We start from the raw sequence: 18,132 nt of genomic DNA, 5'->3' as shown, positions 1-18,132 counted from the left end.
GCCTTTGCGGCGATCGTCTCTTGCTTCATCCGTCGTCTGACAAGCCACGTCCTTAACTTTTTGGAATGAGCTATGTCTGCAACAAAACTGACCCGCCGCGAACAGCGCGCCCAGGCCCAACATTTTATCGACACCCTGGAAGGCTCCGCCTTTCCCAACTCAAAACGCATTTACATCACTGGCACACACCCCGGCGTGCGCGTGCCGATGCGTGAGATCCAGCTTAGCCCGACGCTAATTGGCGGCAGCAAAGAACAGCCGCAGTACGAAGAAAACGAAGCGATTCCGGTCTACGACACCTCCGGCCCGTATGGCGATCCGCAGATTGCCATTAACGTGCAGCAAGGGCTGGCAAAACTACGCCAGCCGTGGATCGATGCGCGCGGCGATACCGAAGAACTTACCGTACGCAGTTCCGATTACACTAAAGCGCGGCTGGCAGATGATGGCCTTGACGAGCTGCGTTTTAGCGGCGTATTAACGCCAAAACGCGCCAAAGCAGGACGCCGCGTCACCCAACTGCACTACGCCCGCAAGGGTATCATCACGCCAGAAATGGAATTCATCGCCATTCGCGAGAATATGGGTCGCGAGCGCATACGTAGCGAAGTTTTACGCCACCAGCATCCGGGAATGAGCTTTGGCGCACGTCTGCCGGAAAATATCACTGCGGAATTTGTCCGTGATGAAGTTGCTGCCGGACGTGCGATTATCCCGGCCAACATTAATCATCCGGAATCGGAGCCGATGATTATTGGCCGTAACTTCCTGGTAAAAGTTAACGCCAATATCGGCAACTCGGCGGTCACTTCTTCCATCGAAGAAGAAGTGGAAAAACTGGTATGGTCCACGCGCTGGGGAGCGGATACCGTGATGGATCTTTCCACTGGTCGCTATATTCACGAAACCCGCGAGTGGATTTTGCGTAACAGCCCGGTGCCGATCGGTACAGTGCCGATCTACCAGGCACTGGAGAAGGTGAACGGGATCGCTGAAGATCTTACCTGGGAAGTCTTCCGCGACACCCTGCTGGAACAAGCCGAGCAAGGTGTGGATTACTTCACTATCCATGCGGGGGTGCTGCTGCGCTACGTGCCGATGACCGCGAAACGCCTGACCGGTATCGTCTCTCGCGGCGGTTCGATTATGGCGAAATGGTGCCTCTCCCATCATCAGGAAAATTTCCTCTATCAACACTTCCGCGAAATTTGTGAAATCTGTGCTGCTTATGACGTTTCGCTGTCGCTGGGCGACGGCCTGCGCCCCGGTTCTATTCAGGACGCCAACGATGAAGCACAGTTTGCCGAGCTGCATACGCTGGGCGAACTGACCAAAATCGCCTGGGAATATGACGTGCAGGTGATGATTGAAGGCCCAGGCCACGTGCCGATGCAGATGATTCGCCGCAATATGACCGAGGAGTTAGAGCACTGCCACGAAGCGCCGTTTTACACTCTGGGGCCGCTAACTACCGATATCGCGCCGGGCTATGACCACTTCACGTCAGGGATTGGCGCGGCGATGATTGGCTGGTTTGGCTGCGCGATGCTCTGCTACGTAACGCCGAAAGAGCATCTGGGCCTGCCAAATAAAGAAGATGTTAAACAGGGGCTTATCACCTATAAGATTGCCGCTCACGCCGCCGACCTGGCGAAAGGGCATCCGGGCGCGCAAATTCGCGATAACGCCATGTCGAAAGCCCGCTTCGAATTTCGCTGGGAAGACCAGTTTAATCTGGCCCTCGACCCGTTTACTGCCCGCGCTTATCACGATGAAACCCTGCCGCAAGAGTCCGGTAAAGTCGCCCATTTTTGCTCCATGTGTGGACCGAAATTCTGCTCGATGAAAATCAGCCAGGAAGTGCGTGATTACGCCGCCGCGCAAACCATTGAAGTGGGAATGGCGGATATGTCGGAGAACTTCCGCGCCAGAGGCGGAGAAATCTACCTGCGTAAGGAGGAAGCGTGATGTATCAGCCTGAGTTTCCTCCTGTACCCTTTCGTTTAGGACTGTACCCGGTGGTTGACAGCGTACAGTGGATCGAACGTCTGTTGGATGCAGGCGTACGTACTCTCCAGCTACGCATCAAAGATCAGCGCGATGAAGAGGTAGAAGCCGATGTGGTGGCGGCAATTGCGCTGGGCCGCCGCTATAACGCGCGATTGTTTATCAACGATTACTGGCGGCTGGCGATTAAGCATCAGGCGTATGGCGTCCATCTGGGGCAGGAAGATTTGCAAGCCACCGATCTCAATGCCATCCGTGCAGCGGGCCTGCGGCTGGGCGTTTCGACTCATGACGATATGGAGATCGACGTCGCGCTGGCGGCACGTCCTTCTTATATCGCGCTGGGACATGTGTTTCCGACACAAACCAAACAGATGCCTTCTGCACCGCAGGGACTGGAACAGCTGGCACGGCATGTTGAGCGCCTGGCGGATTATCCCACCGTGGCGATTGGCGGTATCAGTCTGGCGCGCGCGCCTGCGGTGATAGCAACGGGTGTCGGCAGTATCGCCGTCGTCAGCGCCATTACTCAAGCCGCAGACTGGCGTTTGGCAACGGCACAGCTGCTGGAAATTGCAGGAGTTGGCGATGAATGACCGTGACTTTATGCGTTATAGCCGCCAAATCCTGCTCGACGATATCGCTCTGGACGGGCAGCAAAAACTGCTCGACAGCCAGGTGCTGATTATTGGTCTTGGCGGGCTGGGTACACCTGCTGCGCTATACCTGGCGGGGGCTGGCGTCGGGACGCTGGTACTGGCAGATGACGACGATGTGCATTTAAGCAATCTGCAACGACAAATCCTCTTTACCACTGAAGATATCGATCGCCCGAAATCACAGGTCAGCCAACAGCGACTGACACAGTTGAATCCCGATATTCGACTGATGGCATTACAACAACGGTTAACGGGTGAGACGTTAAAAGATGCGGTTGCACAAGCCGATGTGGTGCTCGACTGTACTGACAATATGGCGACTCGCCAGGAGATTAATGCCACCTGCGTGGCACTCAACACGCCGCTTATCACCGCCAGCGCGGTCGGATTTGGCGGTCAGTTGATGGTACTGACGCCGCCCTGGGAGCAGGGATGTTACCGCTGCCTGTGGCCAGATAACCAGGAGCCAGAACGCAACTGCCGCACGGCGGGCGTGGTTGGCCCGGTGGTCGGGGTTATGGGCACTTTACAGGCACTGGAAGCGATTAAGTTATTAAGTGGTATAGAGACGCCTGCGGGAGAACTCCGACTGTTCGACGGTAAATCGAGCCAGTGGCGCAGTCTGACGTTGCGCCGCGCCAGCGGTTGCCCGGTATGTGGAGGATGCAATGCAGATCCTGTTTAACGATCAACCGATGCAGTGTGTCGCCGAACTAACTGTTCACGAACTGCTGGAGCAACTCGAACAACAACAAGCAGGTGCGGCACTGGCGATTAATCAGCAAATCGTCCCGCGGGAACAATGGGCGCAACATATCGTGCAGGATGGCGACCAGATCCTGCTTTTTCAAGTTATTGCAGGGGGTTGAGATGTTACATATTGCGGACAAAACGTTTGATTCACATCTGTTTACTGGCACCGGAAAATTCGCCTCTTCACAACTGATGGTGGAGTCTATTCGCGCTTCCGGCAGCCAACTGGTGACGCTGGCGATGAAACGTGTCGACTTGCGCCAGCACAACGACGCTATCCTCGAACCGCTTATCGCGGCGGGTGTGGCCCTGCTGCCGAATACTTCCGGGGCGAAAACCGCGGAAGAAGCCATTTTCGCCGCCCATCTGGCACGTGAAGCGTTAGGCACAAACTGGCTAAAATTGGAGATTCACCCTGACGCCCGCTGGCTGTTGCCCGATCCCATCGAAACCCTGAAAGCCGCCGAAACGCTGGTACAACAGGGATTTGTCGTGCTGCCTTACTGCGGGGCCGATCCGGTATTGTGTAAACGTCTGGAAGAAGTCGGCTGTGCAGCGGTGATGCCGCTCGGCGCGCCGATTGGCTCGAATCAGGGACTGGAAACCCGCGCCATGCTGGAGATTATTATCCAGCAGGCCACCGTTCCGGTGGTTGTCGATGCTGGCATCGGCGTTCCCAGCCATGCCGCGCAGGCGCTGGAAATGGGGGCCGACGCGGTGTTAGTGAATACGGCGATTGCCGTCGCGGACGATCCCGTCAACATGGCGAAGGCATTTCGTCTGGCGGTAGAAGCAGGCCTGCTGGCACGTCAGTCCGGACCGGGCAGCCGCAGTCATTTTGCTCATGCCACCAGCCCGCTGACTGGATTTCTGGAGGCATCGGCATGAAAACCTTCAGCGATCGCTGGCGACAACTGGACTGGGATGACATCCACCTGCGTATCAACGGCAAAACGGCTGCTGACGTAGAGCGGGCGCTAAATGCCTCGCAACTCACCCGCGACGACATGATGGCATTGCTATCACCCGCCGCCAGTGGCTATCTGGAACCACTGGCCCAGCGAGCGCAACGTCTGACTCGTCAGCGATTTGGCAACGTCGTCAGCTTCTACGTCCCGCTTTATCTTTCCAATCTTTGCGCTAACGACTGTACTTATTGCGGATTTTCTATGAGCAACCGCATCAAGCGCAAAACGCTGGATGAAGCGGATATTGCCAGGGAAAGCGCCGCTATACGGGAGATGGGCTTTGAACATCTGCTATTAGTCACTGGTGAACATCAGGCGAAAGTGGGGATGGATTACTTTCGTCGTCATCTCCCTGCCCTGCGTGAACAGTTCTCTTCACTACAGATGGAAGTGCAACCGCTGGCGGAGGCGGAATATGCCGAGTTAAAACAGCTTGGCCTCGATGGAGTAATGGTTTATCAGGAGACATATCATGAGGCGACTTATGCCCATCATCATCTGAAAGGTAAAAAACAGGACTTCTTCTGGCGGCTGGAAACGCCGGATCGGCTAGGGCGTGCGGGGATTGATAAGATAGGCCTCGGCGCGCTAATCGGCCTTTCCGACAGCTGGCGAGTTGACTGCTATATGGTTGCCGAACATTTGCTATGGCTGCAACAGCATTACTGGCAAAGCCGCTACTCTGTCTCCTTCCCACGCCTGCGTCCATGTACTGGCGGCATTGAGCCTGCGTCGATTATGGATGAACGCCAGTTAGTGCAAGCCATCTGCGCTTTCCGGCTGCTTGCACCGGAGATTGAACTGTCACTCTCCACGCGGGAATCACCGTGGTTTCGCGATCGCGTGATTCCGCTGGCAATTAATAACGTCAGCGCTTTTTCGAAAACGCAGCCAGGTGGCTATGCCGACAACCACCCCGAGCTGGAACAGTTCTCACCGCACGACGATCGCAGACCGGAAGCGGTTGCTGCCGCGTTAACCGCTCAGGGTTTGCAGCCGGTATGGAAAGACTGGGACAGCTATCTGGGACGCCCATCGCAAAGGCCATGAGACAGAATGTAAGAACGTAAATTTATTCCGAGCCGCTACGGAAGATGAAAAACGCAAGGTTGTTGAAAGCGTTGTGTTTTTTTATGGTAGTGCCGTCAGCAGGAATGTTGTCCAGGGCGAAAAGCTTCTTCCTCGTTTCGCCCTGCCTTTCTTAATATTTCCCGTGAAGACTTTGCCCTCTGAATAACACCCATAAAAAAACCCGCCGAAGCGGGTTTTTACGTTATTTGCGGATTAACGATTACTCGTTATCAGAACCGCCCAGACCTGCGTTCAGCAGTTCTGCCAGGCTGGCAGATGCGTCTTCTGCAGTCACCTGCGGTGCAGCCGGAGCTTCACCCGCAGCACGGCGACGCATACGATCCTGGTGGTACGCGTAACCGGTACCTGCCGGGATCAGACGACCCACGATAACGTTCTCTTTCAGGCCGCGCAGTTCGTCGCGTTTGCCCGCAACGGCTGCTTCGGTCAGCACGCGAGTGGTCTCCTGGAACGATGCCGCGGAGATGAAGGACTCGGTTGCCAGAGACGCTTTGGTAATACCCAGCAGATCGCGGGAGTAAGTTGCACCCACTTTACCGTTCGCTTCCAGTTCGCGGTTTGCGATCTTGACGCGAGAGTATTCAACCTGTTCACCTTCCAGGAAGTCGGAGCTGCCCGCGTTAACGATGGTAGCTTTACGCAGCATCTGACGAACGATAACTTCGATGTGTTTATCGTTAATCTTAACGCCCTGCAGACGGTATACGTCCTGTACTTCGTTAACGATGTAACGAGTCACAGCATGAACACCACGCAGACGCAGAATGTCGTGCGGCGCTTCCGGACCGTCGGAAATTACGTCACCACGTTCTACACGTTCACCTTCGAACACGTTGAGCTGACGCCATTTCGGAATCATCTCTTCGTACGGATCGCTACCGTCTACCGGGGTGATAACCAGACGACGTTTACCTTTGGTTTCTTTACCGAAGGAAACGATACCGCTGATTTCAGCCAGGATTGCCGGCTCTTTCGGACGACGTGCTTCGAACAGGTCCGCAACGCGCGGCAGACCACCGGTGATGTCCTTGGTACCGCCGGATTCCTGCGGAATACGCGCCAGGGTGTCACCAGAGCTGATCTGTACGCCATCTTCCAGCTGAACAATCGCTTTACCCGGCAGGAAGTACTGCGCAGGCATATCGGTACCCGGGATCAGAACGTCGTTACCCTGAGCATCAACGATTTTCAGTGCCGGACGCAGATCTTTACCACCTGCGGTACGTTCTGCGGAATCCAGAACCACCAGCGAAGACAGACCGGTCAATTCGTCGGTCTGACGAGTAATGGTCTGGCCGTCGATCATGTCAGTAAAGCGTACAAAACCGCTTACTTCGGTGATAACCGGCATGGTGTGCGGGTCCCAGTTTGCAACGGTTTCGCCGCCAGCAACCTGTTCGCCATCGCCTTTCGCCAGTACCGCACCGTAAGGTACTTTGTAGCTTTCTTTGGTACGACCGAATTCGTCGATCAGTTTCAGTTCGGTGTTACGGGAAGTGATAACCAGTTTACCGCTGGAGTTCACAACCGACTTCACGTTGCTGAGCTTGATGCTACCTTTGTTTTTCACCTGGATGCTGGATTCAGCAGCCGCACGAGATGCCGCACCACCGATGTGGAACGTACGCATGGTCAGCTGTGTACCCGGTTCACCGATGGACTGTGCCGCGATAACACCGATTGCTTCACCTTTATTGATGATGTGGCCACGCGCCAGGTCACGACCGTAGCAGTGCGCACATACACCAAAGTCGGTGTCACAAGATACAACAGAACGTACTTTAACCGCGTCGACAGAGTTCTCTTCCAGCAGGTCACACCACTGTTCGTGCAGCAGCGTGTTGCGCGGAACGAGGATATCAGCAGTACCCGGCTTCAGAACGTCTTCAGCAGTTACACGACCCAATACGCGATCGCGCAGCGGCTCTTTAACGTCACCACCCTCGATAACCGGAGTCATCATGATACCTTCATGGGTACCACAATCGTCTTCGGTAACCACCAGGTCCTGCGCCACGTCAACCAGACGACGAGTCAGGTAACCGGAGTTCGCCGTTTTCAGTGCGGTATCCGCCAGACCTTTACGAGCACCGTGGGTGGAGATGAAGTACTGGAGTACGTTCAGACCTTCACGGAAGTTCGCGGTGATTGGCGTTTCGATGATGGAGCCATCCGGCTTCGCCATCAGACCACGCATACCAGCAAGCTGACGAATCTGTGCCGCAGAACCACGCGCACCGGAGTCGGCCATCATGTAGATGCTGTTGAAGGAAACCTGCTTCTCTTCCTGACCGTCACGGTTAATAACGGTTTCAGTTTGCAGGTTATCCATCATCGCTTTGGATACACGATCGTTCGCCGCAGCCCAGATATCGATAACTTTGTTGTAGCGTTCGCCCGCAGTTACCAGACCAGACTGGAACTGCTCCTGAATTTCAGCAACTTCTGCTTCTGCCTCGGAGATGATTTCGTGTTTCTTCTCCGGGATGACCATGTCATCGATACCAACAGATGCACCAGAACGCGCTGCATATGCAAAGCCGGTATACATGATCTGGTCCGCAAAAATAACGGTCGGTTTCAGACCGAGAATGCGGTAGCAGGTGTTCAGCATTTTGGAGATTGCTTTTTTACCCAGCGCCTGGTTGACGATGGTGTAAGGCAGACCTTTCGGTACAATCATCCACAGAATGGCACGGCCAACAGTCGTGTCTTTCAGGCTGGTTTTCGCCACTAATTCACCGTTAGCATCTTTTTCATACTCGGTGATACGCACTTTAACGCGCGCATGCAGAGAAGCCAGACCAGAGCGATACAGACGTTCTGCTTCTTTCGGGCCAGTCAGCACCATGCCTTCGCCTTTGGCGTTAACACAGTCGCGGGTCATGTAGTACAGACCCAGTACAACGTCCTGAGACGGAACGATGATTGGTTCGCCGTTCGCCGGGGACAGGATGTTGTTGGTAGACATCATCAGCGCACGCGCTTCCAGCTGGGCTTCCAGCGTCAGCGGTACGTGAACGGCCATCTGGTCACCATCGAAGTCGGCGTTATATGCCGCACAAACCAGCGGGTGCAGCTGGATAGCTTTACCTTCGATCAGTACCGGTTCAAATGCCTGGATACCCAGACGGTGCAGAGTCGGTGCACGGTTCAGCAGTACCGGGTGTTCGCGGATAACTTCGTCCAGGATATCCCAAACGACAGCTTCTTCGCGCTCAACCATTTTCTTCGCAGCTTTGATGGTGGTAGCAAGACCACGCAGTTCCAGCTTGCCGTAGATGAACGGTTTGAACAGCTCCAGCGCCATTTTCTTCGGCAGACCGCACTGATGCAGACGCAGGTATGGACCTACGGTGATTACAGAACGACCGGAGTAGTCAACACGCTTACCGAGCAGGTTCTGACGGAAACGACCCTGTTTACCTTTGATCATGTCGGCCAAAGATTTCAGAGGACGCTTGTTAGAACCGGTGATTGCACGACCGCGACGACCGTTATCCAGCAGGGCGTCTACCGCTTCCTGCAGCATACGTTTTTCGTTACGTACGATGATATCCGGCGCAGCCAGGTCCAGCAGACGTTTCAGACGGTTGTTACGGTTAATGACGCGACGATACAGATCGTTCAGGTCAGAAGTCGCGAAACGACCACCATCCAGCGGAACCAGCGGACGCAGATCTGGCGGCAGTACCGGCAGAACGGTCAGGATCATCCACTCTGGTTTGTTACCAGACTGAACGAACGCTTCCAGCAGTTTGATACGCTTGGTCAGCTTTTTACGCTTGGTTTCGGAGTTGGTTTCGTTCAGCTCTTCACGCAGCTGTTCGCACTCTTGCTCCAGATCCATGCTCTTCAGCAGGGCCTGGATTGCTTCCGCCCCCATCTTCGCGTCGAATTCGTCACCGAACTCTTCCAGCGCGTCCAGATACTGCTCTTCAGTCAGGATCTGCTGACGCTCCAGGTTGGTCATACCACCTTCGATAACCACATAGGATTCGAAGTACAGTACGCGTTCGATATCGCGCAGCGGCATATCGAGCAGCAGGCCGATACGGGACGGCAGCGATTTCAGGAACCAGATGTGCGCAGTCGGGGAAGCCAGTTCGATGTGGCCCATACGCTCACGGCGTACTTTAGTCTGGGTCACTTCAACGCCGCACTTCTCACAGATGACGCCACGGTGTTTCAGGCGCTTGTACTTACCGCACAGGCACTCGTAATCTTTTACCGGCCCAAAGATACGGGCGCAGAAAAGGCCGTCACGTTCTGGTTTGAACGTACGGTAGTTGATGGTTTCCGGCTTTTTAACTTCACCGAAAGACCATGAACGGATCATGTCTGGCGAAGCCAGAGCAATTTTGATCGCATCAAACTCTTCGGTTTTAGTCTGCGCTTTCAGAAACTTTAATAAATCTTTCACGGATTTGCTCCCGTCGGAGTTAGCACAATCCGCTGCCGGGTTTTACCCCGACAGCAGTGACCTGTTTGAGCGAGAATTACTCGTCTTCCAGTTCGATGTTGATACCCAGCGAACGAATCTCTTTCAACAATACGTTGAAGGATTCTGGCATGCCCGGCTCCATCTGATGGTTGCCGTCCACGATGTTTTTATACATCTTAGTACGACCGTTCACGTCATCAGACTTAACGGTGAGCATTTCCTGCAGGGTGTATGCTGCGCCGTATGCTTCCAGCGCCCACACTTCCATCTCCCCGAAACGCTGACCACCGAACTGTGCCTTACCACCCAGCGGCTGCTGAGTAACCAGGCTGTAAGAACCGGTGGAACGCGCGTGCATCTTGTCGTCGACCAGGTGGTTCAGTTTCAGCATGTACATGTAACCAACGGTTACCGGACGTTCGAACTGTTCACCAGTGCGACCGTCGTACAGGCGGATCTGACCAGAAGTCGGCAGGTCGCCAAGTTTCAGCAGCTCTTTAATTTCTGCTTCTTTCGCACCGTCGAAGACCGGCGTTGCGATTGGCATACCTTTGCGCAGGTTTTCAGCCAGACGCATAACTTCTTCATCGCTGAAGGTACTCAGGTCAACTTTCTGACGAACATCAGCGCCCAGATCGTACGCACGCTGGATGAATTCGCGCAGTTTCGCGACTTCTTGCTGCTGTTTCAGCATGGCGTTGATCTTGTCGCCGATACCTTTCGCAGCCATACCCAGGTGGGTTTCGAGGATCTGACCAATGTTCATACGAGACGGTACGCCCAGCGGGTTCAGTACGATGTCTACCGGAGTACCGTTTTCATCGTAAGGCATATCTTCGATCGGGTTGATCTTAGAAATTACACCCTTGTTACCATGACGGCCTGCCATCTTGTCACCAGGCTGGATACGGCGTTTAACCGCCAGATATACCTTAACAATCTTCAGCACGCCCGGTGCCAGATCGTCGCCCTGGGTGATTTTGCGGCGTTTCGCTTCGAGTTTCTTCTCGAACTCGTGTTTCAGTTCGTCATACTGCTCAGCCAGCTGTTCCAGCTGATTTTGTTTCTCTTCGTCGGTCAGGCCCAGCTCCAGCCAGCGATCGCGCGGCAGTTTGTCGAGCTTCTCAGCTTCAACGCCACCGGCTACCAGCACAGCACGGATACGGCTGAACAGACCTGCTTCGAGGATCTGCAGTTCTTCAGACAGGTCTTTCTTCGCCTGTTTGAGCTGCATTTCTTCGATTTCCAGCGCACGTTTATCTTTTTCTACGCCATCGCGAGTAAAGACCTGAACGTCGATAACCGTACCGGATACACCGTTTGGTACGCGCAGAGAAGAGTCTTTAACGTCAGACGCTTTCTCACCGAAGATCGCACGCAGCAGTTTTTCTTCTGGGGTCAGCTGAGTTTCACCTTTCGGCGTTACCTTACCAACCAGAATGTCGCCACCGGTCACTTCCGCACCAATGTAAACGATACCGGATTCATCCAGTTTGGAGAGCGCAGCTTCACCCACGTTCGGGATGTCAGCGGTGATCTCTTCCGGCCCCAGCTTGGTATCACGGGACACACACGCCAGTTCCTGAATATGGATGGTGGTGAAACGGTCTTCCTGAACAACACGCTCGGATACGAGGATGGAGTCTTCGAAGTTGTAACCATTCCACGGCATGAACGCTACGCGCATGTTCTGACCAAGCGCCAGTTCACCGAGGTCGGTGGACGGACCGTCTGCCAGCACGTCGCCACGTTCTACCGGTTCACCCAGAGACACACACGGCATCTGGTTGATACAGGTGTTCTGGTTAGAACGGGTGTACTTGGTCAGGTTGTAGATGTCGATACCTGCTTCACCCGGATACATCTCGTCTTCGTTAACTTTGATAACGATACGGGAAGCATCCACGTACTGAACGACACCACCACGTTTAGCAACCGCAGTTACACCAGAGTCAACGGCAACAGCACGTTCCATACCCGTACCAACCAGCGGCTTATCAGCACGCAGAGTCGGAACGGCCTGACGTTGCATGTTCGCACCCATCAATGCACGGTTGGCGTCATCGTGTTCCAGGAACGGGATCAGGGACGCACCGACGGATACCACCTGCTGGGTGGATACGTCCATGTAGTCAACCTGGTCGCGGCTGAACAAGCTGGATTCGCCTTTGCTACGGCAAGTTACCAGGTCTTCTACGAAGTGGCCTTCTTCATCCAGGTTGGAGTTCGCCTGGGCGATAACGTAGTTGCCTTCTTCGATAGCAGACAGATAGTGAATTTCGTCAGTTACAACACCGTCGGTCACTTTACGATACGGAGTCTCAAGGAAGCCGTATTCGTTAGTCTGTGCGTACACGGACAGGGAGTTGATCAGACCGATGTTCGGACCTTCAGGGGTTTCGATTGGACATACGCGACCGTAGTGAGTCGGGTGTACGTCTCGAACTTCGAAGCCTGCACGTTCACGGGTCAGACCGCCTGGGCCGAGTGCCGAGATACGACGTTTGTGCGTAATCTCAGACAGCGGGTTGTTCTGGTCCATAAACTGAGACAGCTGGCTGGAACCGAAGAACTCTTTCACTGCTGCGGAAATCGGCTTGGCGTTGATCATATCCTGAGGCATCAGGGTATCCAGATCGCCCAGAGACAGACGCTCTTTCACCGCACGCTCTACACGTACCAGGCCAACGCGGAACTGGTTTTCCGCCATTTCGCCAACAGAACGGATACGACGGTTGCCGAGGTGGTCGATATCATCGACTTCGCCTTTACCGTTACGGATATCGATGAGCTTTTTCATAACATCAATGATGTCGTCTTTGCTCAGGATACCGGAACCTTCGATTTCTTCGCGCAGCAGAGAACGGTTGAACTTCATACGACCAACCGCAGACAGGTCATAGCGGTCTTCGGAGAAGAACAGGTTCTCAAACAGGCTTTCAGCTGCTTCACGAGTCGGCGGCTCGCCAGGGCGCATCATACGGTAGATTTCTACCAGTGCGCTCAGACGGTCGTTAGTTGGGTCGACACGTAAGGTTTCAGAGATATATGGGCCGTGATCCAGATCGTTGGTGAACAGCGTTTCGATACGCTTGTGACCAGACTGGCTCAGCTTAGCCAGCAGATCCAGGCTCAGCTCCATGTTCGCTGCGCAGATCAGCTCGCCGGTAGACTCATCAATATAGTCTTTAGCAACCACTTTACCTGCGATGTACTCAACCGGGACTTCGATCAGTTTGACGTCGTCTTTTTCCAGCTGGCGAATGTGGCGCGCAGTAATACGGCGGCCTTTTTCTACGTACACTTTACCGTTAGCTTCGATGTCGAAAGATGCGGTTTCACCACGCAGGCGTTCCGGCACCAGTTCCATCTGCAGCTTGTTATCACGGATTTCAAAGATAACTTTTTCAAAGAACAGGTCGAGGATCTGCTCTGTGGTGTAGTTCAGGGCACGCAGAATGATGGTCGCAGGCAGTTTACGGCGACGGTCGATACGTACGAACAGGTTGTCCTTCGGATCGAATTCGAAGTCCAGCCAGGAACCACGGTAAGGGATGATGCGCGCGTTATACAGCACTTTACCCGAAGAGTGGGTTTTACCTTTGTCGGAGTCAAAGAAGACGCCCGGACTACGGTGCAGCTGGGAAACGATAACACGCTCAGTACCGTTGATAACAAAGGTACCGTTGTCCGTCATGAGCGGAATTTCGCCCATGTAGACTTCTTGTTCTTTAATGTCTTTTACGGTGCCTTCCGGCGCTTCGCGCTCATAGATCACCAGACGCAGTTTAACGCGCAGCGGTGCGGAATAGGTCACGCCACGGATTTGACATTCCTGGACGTCAAACACCGGTTCGCCAAGGCGGTAGCTGACGTATTGCAGCTCGGAATTACCGCTGTAGCTCTGAATCGGGAATACGGAACGGAAAGCAGCTTCCAGACCATACTGCCCTTCAGGATCTTGCTCGATAAATTTCTGAAACGAGTCAAGCTGGATAGAAAGGAGATAAGGTACATCCAGAACTTGTGGACGTTTACCAAAATCCTTACGAATACGTTTTTTCTCGGTATAGGAGTAAACCATAGGGTTCCTCAGCTCGCTGACAAGTCGACCCATCTGTCCATTGAGCGGACAGTTTGTGCAACACTATTTTGTTGACCGGAAAATGGAACACTTTCCGCAATGCCTGTTGCTATCACGCTTAAACCATTTCATTGCGATTTACACAGAACGGGCGTCCTGTCGCAGTATATTAAGTCGTCGATAGAAACAAGCATTGAAAGGCACAGCAGTAGTCAAACAGTGTGAAACGCTACTGGCGCCTTACAGCGCAAAAAGGCTGGTGACTAAAAAGTCACCAGCCATCAGCCTGATTTCTCAGGCTGCAACCGGAAGGGTTGGCTTATTTAACTTCAACTTCAGCGCCAGCTTCTTCCAGAGCTTTTTTCAGTGCTTCTGCGTCGTCTTTGCTCACGCCTTCTTTCAGAGCAGCCGGTGCAGATTCAACCAGGTCTTTAGCTTCTTTCAGACCCAGGCCAGTTGCGCCACGTACTGCTTTGATAACAGCAACTTTGTTAGCGCCAGCAGCTTTCAGAATTACGTCGAATTCAGTTTTTTCTTCAGCAGCTTCAACCGGGCCAGCAGCTACAGCTACAGCAGCAGCAGCGGAAACACCGAATTTTTCTTCCATTGCAGAGATCAGTTCTACAACGTCCATTACAGACATAGCTGCAACTGCTTCAATGATTTGATCTTTAGTGATAGACATTTAAATTGTTCCTGAATATCAGAATAAGTTTATACGTAAGCGAATGCGTTAAAAAGATAACTGCGATTAAGCAGCTTCTTTCGCATCGCGTACAGCAGCCAGAGTACGAACCAGTTTGCCAGCCGAAGCTTCTTTCATGGTTGCCATCAGGCGTGCAATTGCTTCTTCGTAGGTCGGCAGAGTTGCCAGGCGGTCGATCTGAGACGCCGGGATCAGCTCACCTTCAAAGGCAGCGGCTTTGACCTCAAATTTTGCATTCGCTTTCGCGAACTCTTTGAACAGACGAGCAGCAGCGCCCGGGTGTTCCATAGAGTATGCAATCAGGGTCGGACCAACAAACGCGTCTTTCAGGCACTCGAACGGAGTACCTTCAACAGCACGGCGCAGCAGGGTGTTACGAACAACACGCATGTATACGCCAGCTTCGCGACCTGCTTTACGCAGTTCAGTCATTTTATCTACAGTTACGCCACGGGAATCCGCAACTACTGCAGACAGCGCGCCTTTGGCTACTTCGCTGACTTCAGCAACAATCGCTTGTTTGTCTTGAAGATTTAAAGCCATTAGCTTTGCTCCTGGATGTTTGCCAGAGAAAATCTCTGGAACTCACTTCACTCCTCCAAACGGAGAGAGCGTCTTAATTACGGTGAGCAGAAACAAGCCAGAATATAAAAGAATAATCTTAGCGTTCTGTCACCGTCTACGCAGGGGATTAAGTTTCTTGCGAAACTCCTGCGGTCTTCGACGGAGGCCTGGATAGGCCAGGCTCCAACGAACAAATCTTTTTAGCTGCTAACTTTCGTTAGCGTACGTGGGGGTAAGATTGTAGACAAAATCACCGCCCACGTAAAGGCATTAGTTTACAGAAGCGCTCAGGCCAGCCTGGTCAACTGCAACACCTGCACCCATGGTGGTAGAGATGCTAACTTTCTTGATGTACACGCCTTTCGCCTGAGTCGGTTTTGCTTTTTTCAGCGCAACCAGCAGAGCTTCCAGGTTTTCTTTCAGTTTGTCAGCGTCAAAGTCTACTTTACCGATGGTGGTGTGGATGATGCCGTTTTTGTCGTTACGGTAACGAATCTGGCCAGCTTTAGCGTTTTTAACCGCTTCAGCAACGTTCGGCGTTACAGTACCCACTTTCGGGTTTGGCATCAGGCCGCGCGGACCCAGAACCTGGCCCAGCTGGCCAACAACGCGCATTGCATCCGGAGAAGCAATAACAACGTCAAAGTTCATTTCGCCTTTCTTGATCTGTTCAGCCAGATCTTCCATACCTACCAGTTCAGCACCTGCAGCTTTAGCAGCTTCAGCATTTGCACCCTGGGTAAATACGGCTACGCGAACGGAACGGCCAGTACCGTGCGGCAGTACAGTTGCACCACGTACGTTCTGGTCAGATTTACGAGCGTCGATGCCGAGGTTAACAGCTACGTCCACGCTTTCTACGAATTTAGCAGTCGCCAGCTCTTTCAGCAGAGCGATAGCTTCGTTGATGTCGTACTGTTTGGTTGCATCAACTTTCTCGCGGATAACACGCATGCGCTTGGTCAGTTTAGCCATTTCTTAGTCCTCCACTACCAGGCCCATGGAACGTGCAGTACCTTCGATGGAGCGAGTCATCGCTTCAATGTCGGCACCAGTCATGTCGGCAGCTTTGGTCTGCGCGATTTCCTGCAGTTGAGCGCGGGAAATTTTACCCACTTTGTCTTTGTTCGGCTTACCGGAACCAGACTTGATACCAGCCGCTTTTTTCAGCAGAACTGCTGCCGGCGGAGTCTTGGTAACGAAAGTGAAAGAACGGTCAGCGTAAACAGTGATTACTACCGGAATCGGCAGACCTTTTTCGATGGAATCAGTTTTTGCGTTGAACGCTTTGCAGAATTCCATGATGTTTACGCCCTGCTGACCCAGAGCCGGACCTACTGGCGGACTCGGGTTAGCCATACCAGCTGCAACCTGCAGCTTGACATAGGCTTGTACTTTCTTAGCCATTATAAATTCCTCAAGTTGGGTAATAACGCCTCTGAGAGGCTCCCCGTGATATAAAAAATCGTTTTACGGGCAAGGCCCATAAAAACAAAAGGCGCGAAATTGTATTCCAATCTCGCGCCTTGTGCAACGATTAAATCGCCGCTTTTTTGATCGCTGGGTTAAGCTTTTTCAACCTGGCTGAAGTCCAGCTCTACAGGGGTCGCACGACCGAAGATAGAAACAGACACTTTCAGACGAGATTTCTCGTAATCAACTTCTTCAACAACGCCGTTGAAGTCAGCGAACGGACCATCATTAACACGGACCATTTCACCCGGTTCAAACAACGTTTTCGGACGCGGCTTATCACCAACCTGCTGCAGGCGGTTCATAATCGCATCGACTTCTTTATCGCTGATTGGCGCAGGACGATCGGAAGTACCGCCGATGAAGCCCATCACACGCGGTACGCTGCGCACCAGGTGCCAGCTCGCGTCGTTCATCACCATCTGAACGAGGACGTAGCCAGGGAAGAATTTACGTTCGCTTTTGCGACGCTGACCGCCACGGATTTCAACCACTTCTTCGGTTGGTACCATGACTTCACCAAACAACTCTTCCATGTTGTGTAATTTGATATGCTCACGCAGCGACGTTGCTACGCGGCCTTCAAAACCGGAAAACGCCTGAACGACGTACCAGCGCTTTTTAGGAGCTTCAGACATCTCAGAACCTCAGGCCAGTGATAAAGGATACCAGGCGAACCAGAATACCATCCAGTCCCCACAGGATCAGTGACATTACTGCGGTAACCGCAGCCACAATCAGCGTGGTGTGCAATGTTTCCTGGCGAGTCGGCCAAATGACCTTACGGACTTCGGTACGCGCTTCACGGGCAAAAGCAACGGTTGCTTTACCTTTTGTCGTTAACAGCGCGACACCACCCGCTGCAGCAATCAGAATTACTACGGCCAGCGCACGCAGCGGCAGCATAATGTCGCGATAAAGGTAGTTGCCGACAATCGCTACCAGGAGCAATGCCACCACAACGACCCACTTCATCGCTTCCAGGCCGCGCCCGCTTCCTTGAGCTTCGGTATTCGCACTCATAAACCAACCTGTCAGAAGTATTCTACAAACATTTTCACCCCGCGATCGCGAGGCAAACCAAATCGAAACGCGTATTAGCTTTTCGGATTATACGCCCTCAACAGAGCCTGTCTCAGCAATGATTATGACAAAGAAAATCACTGATGAGCCAGGTTCTGGTACGAAAGCGTGCAAAAAGGGCATCAAATGATGCCCTTTTAGTGCGCATTGCGTCAAATGTTATCGGCAATTAGCTCAGAACTTTTGCTACAACGCCCGCGCCAACGGTACGGCCGCCTTCACGGATTGCGAAACGCAGACCGTCGTCCATCGCGATCGGGTGGATCAGGGTAACAACCATTTTGATGTTGTCGCCCGGC

14 protein-coding genes and 1 pseudogene are annotated in these 18,132 nt (G+C 53.2%); 6 read left to right on the top strand and 9 right to left on the bottom strand.

What is annotated here, in order from left to right:
* The first annotated feature begins 72 nt into the window (after window positions 1–72).
* From thiC to thiH, 6 genes are read left to right on the top strand one after another with little or no spacing between them, the layout of a single operon-like run.
* Window positions 73–1,968: a phosphomethylpyrimidine synthase ThiC gene (gene thiC, locus ACJHX4_RS25580; protein ID WP_001276886.1), complete on the top strand. Its 1,896-nt coding sequence runs from the start codon at window positions 73–75 to the stop codon at window positions 1,966–1,968.
* Entirely contained in the window at window positions 1,968–2,603 is a 636-nt protein-coding gene (gene thiE / locus ACJHX4_RS25575; protein WP_000284653.1) for a thiamine phosphate synthase, read from the top strand. Before thiC ends, thiE begins: the two co-directional genes overlap by 1 nt.
* Complete coding sequence (gene thiF / locus ACJHX4_RS25570; RefSeq protein ID WP_001296715.1) at window positions 2,596–3,351, top strand: thiazole biosynthesis adenylyltransferase ThiF; 756 nt, start codon at window positions 2,596–2,598, stop codon at window positions 3,349–3,351. The genes thiE and thiF overlap by 8 nt, the downstream gene beginning before the upstream one ends.
* A complete protein-coding gene (gene thiS / locus ACJHX4_RS25565; protein ID WP_001166245.1) occupies window positions 3,335–3,535 on the top strand; it encodes a sulfur carrier protein ThiS in 201 nt (66 codons plus the stop codon). The genes thiF and thiS overlap by 17 nt, the downstream gene beginning before the upstream one ends.
* 1 nt (window position 3,536) lies before the next feature.
* Window positions 3,537–4,307, top strand: coding sequence for a thiazole synthase (thiG, locus tag ACJHX4_RS25560; RefSeq protein ID WP_000902347.1), 771 nt, complete (start codon window positions 3,537–3,539; stop codon window positions 4,305–4,307).
* Window positions 4,304–5,437 carry a 2-iminoacetate synthase ThiH gene (gene thiH, locus ACJHX4_RS25555; RefSeq protein ID WP_000847423.1) on the top strand — a complete coding sequence of 378 codons (1,134 nt, stop codon included), beginning with the start codon at window positions 4,304–4,306 and terminating at the stop codon, window positions 5,435–5,437. The genes thiG and thiH overlap by 4 nt, the downstream gene beginning before the upstream one ends.
* 241 nt (window positions 5,438–5,678) lie before the next feature.
* Here thiH and rpoC read toward each other — a convergent pair whose 3' ends face one another.
* The 9 genes and pseudogenes from rpoC to tuf all read right to left on the bottom strand — a co-directional run.
* A complete protein-coding gene (gene rpoC, locus ACJHX4_RS25550; RefSeq protein WP_000653952.1) occupies window positions 5,679–9,902 on the bottom strand; it encodes a DNA-directed RNA polymerase subunit beta' in 4,224 nt (1,407 codons plus the stop codon).
* A gap of 76 nt (window positions 9,903–9,978) precedes the next feature.
* A complete protein-coding gene (gene rpoB, locus ACJHX4_RS25545) occupies window positions 9,979–14,007 on the bottom strand; it encodes a DNA-directed RNA polymerase subunit beta (protein WP_000263098.1) in 4,029 nt (1,342 codons plus the stop codon).
* Window positions 14,008–14,326: 319 nt separating this feature from the next.
* A complete protein-coding gene (gene rplL, locus ACJHX4_RS25540; RefSeq protein WP_000028878.1) occupies window positions 14,327–14,692 on the bottom strand; it encodes a 50S ribosomal protein L7/L12 in 366 nt (121 codons plus the stop codon).
* Between the two features lie 66 nt (window positions 14,693–14,758).
* Window positions 14,759–15,256, bottom strand: coding sequence for a 50S ribosomal protein L10 (gene rplJ, locus ACJHX4_RS25535; protein ID WP_001207201.1), 498 nt, complete (start codon window positions 15,254–15,256; stop codon window positions 14,759–14,761).
* Between the two features lie 291 nt (window positions 15,257–15,547).
* Entirely contained in the window at window positions 15,548–16,252 is a 705-nt protein-coding gene (rplA, locus tag ACJHX4_RS25530) for a 50S ribosomal protein L1 (protein ID WP_001096687.1), read from the bottom strand.
* Between the two features lie 3 nt (window positions 16,253–16,255).
* The gene (rplK, locus tag ACJHX4_RS25525) at window positions 16,256–16,684 is read right to left on the bottom strand and encodes a 50S ribosomal protein L11 (RefSeq protein ID WP_001085926.1); all 429 of its coding nucleotides are present in this window, start codon (window positions 16,682–16,684) and stop codon (window positions 16,256–16,258) included.
* A 158-nt stretch (window positions 16,685–16,842) separates the two neighbouring features.
* Window positions 16,843–17,388, bottom strand: coding sequence for a transcription termination/antitermination protein NusG (gene nusG / locus ACJHX4_RS25520; protein ID WP_001287521.1), 546 nt, complete (start codon window positions 17,386–17,388; stop codon window positions 16,843–16,845).
* A 1-nt stretch (window position 17,389) separates the two neighbouring features.
* Window positions 17,390–17,773 (bottom strand): preprotein translocase subunit SecE, encoded by a 384-nt coding sequence (gene secE / locus ACJHX4_RS25515; RefSeq protein ID WP_001275702.1) that lies wholly within the window; start codon window positions 17,771–17,773, stop codon window positions 17,390–17,392.
* 229 nt (window positions 17,774–18,002) lie between these two features.
* A pseudogene (gene tuf, locus ACJHX4_RS25510) lies at window positions 18,003–18,132 on the bottom strand (elongation factor Tu); the annotation flags it as partial.

Source organism: Escherichia sp. WS2035 (assembly GCF_046487065.1).
Classification (GTDB): Bacteria; Pseudomonadota; Gammaproteobacteria; order Enterobacterales; family Enterobacteriaceae; genus Escherichia; species Escherichia coli.
This window is presented reverse-complemented; position numbering and strand designations above follow the sequence as displayed.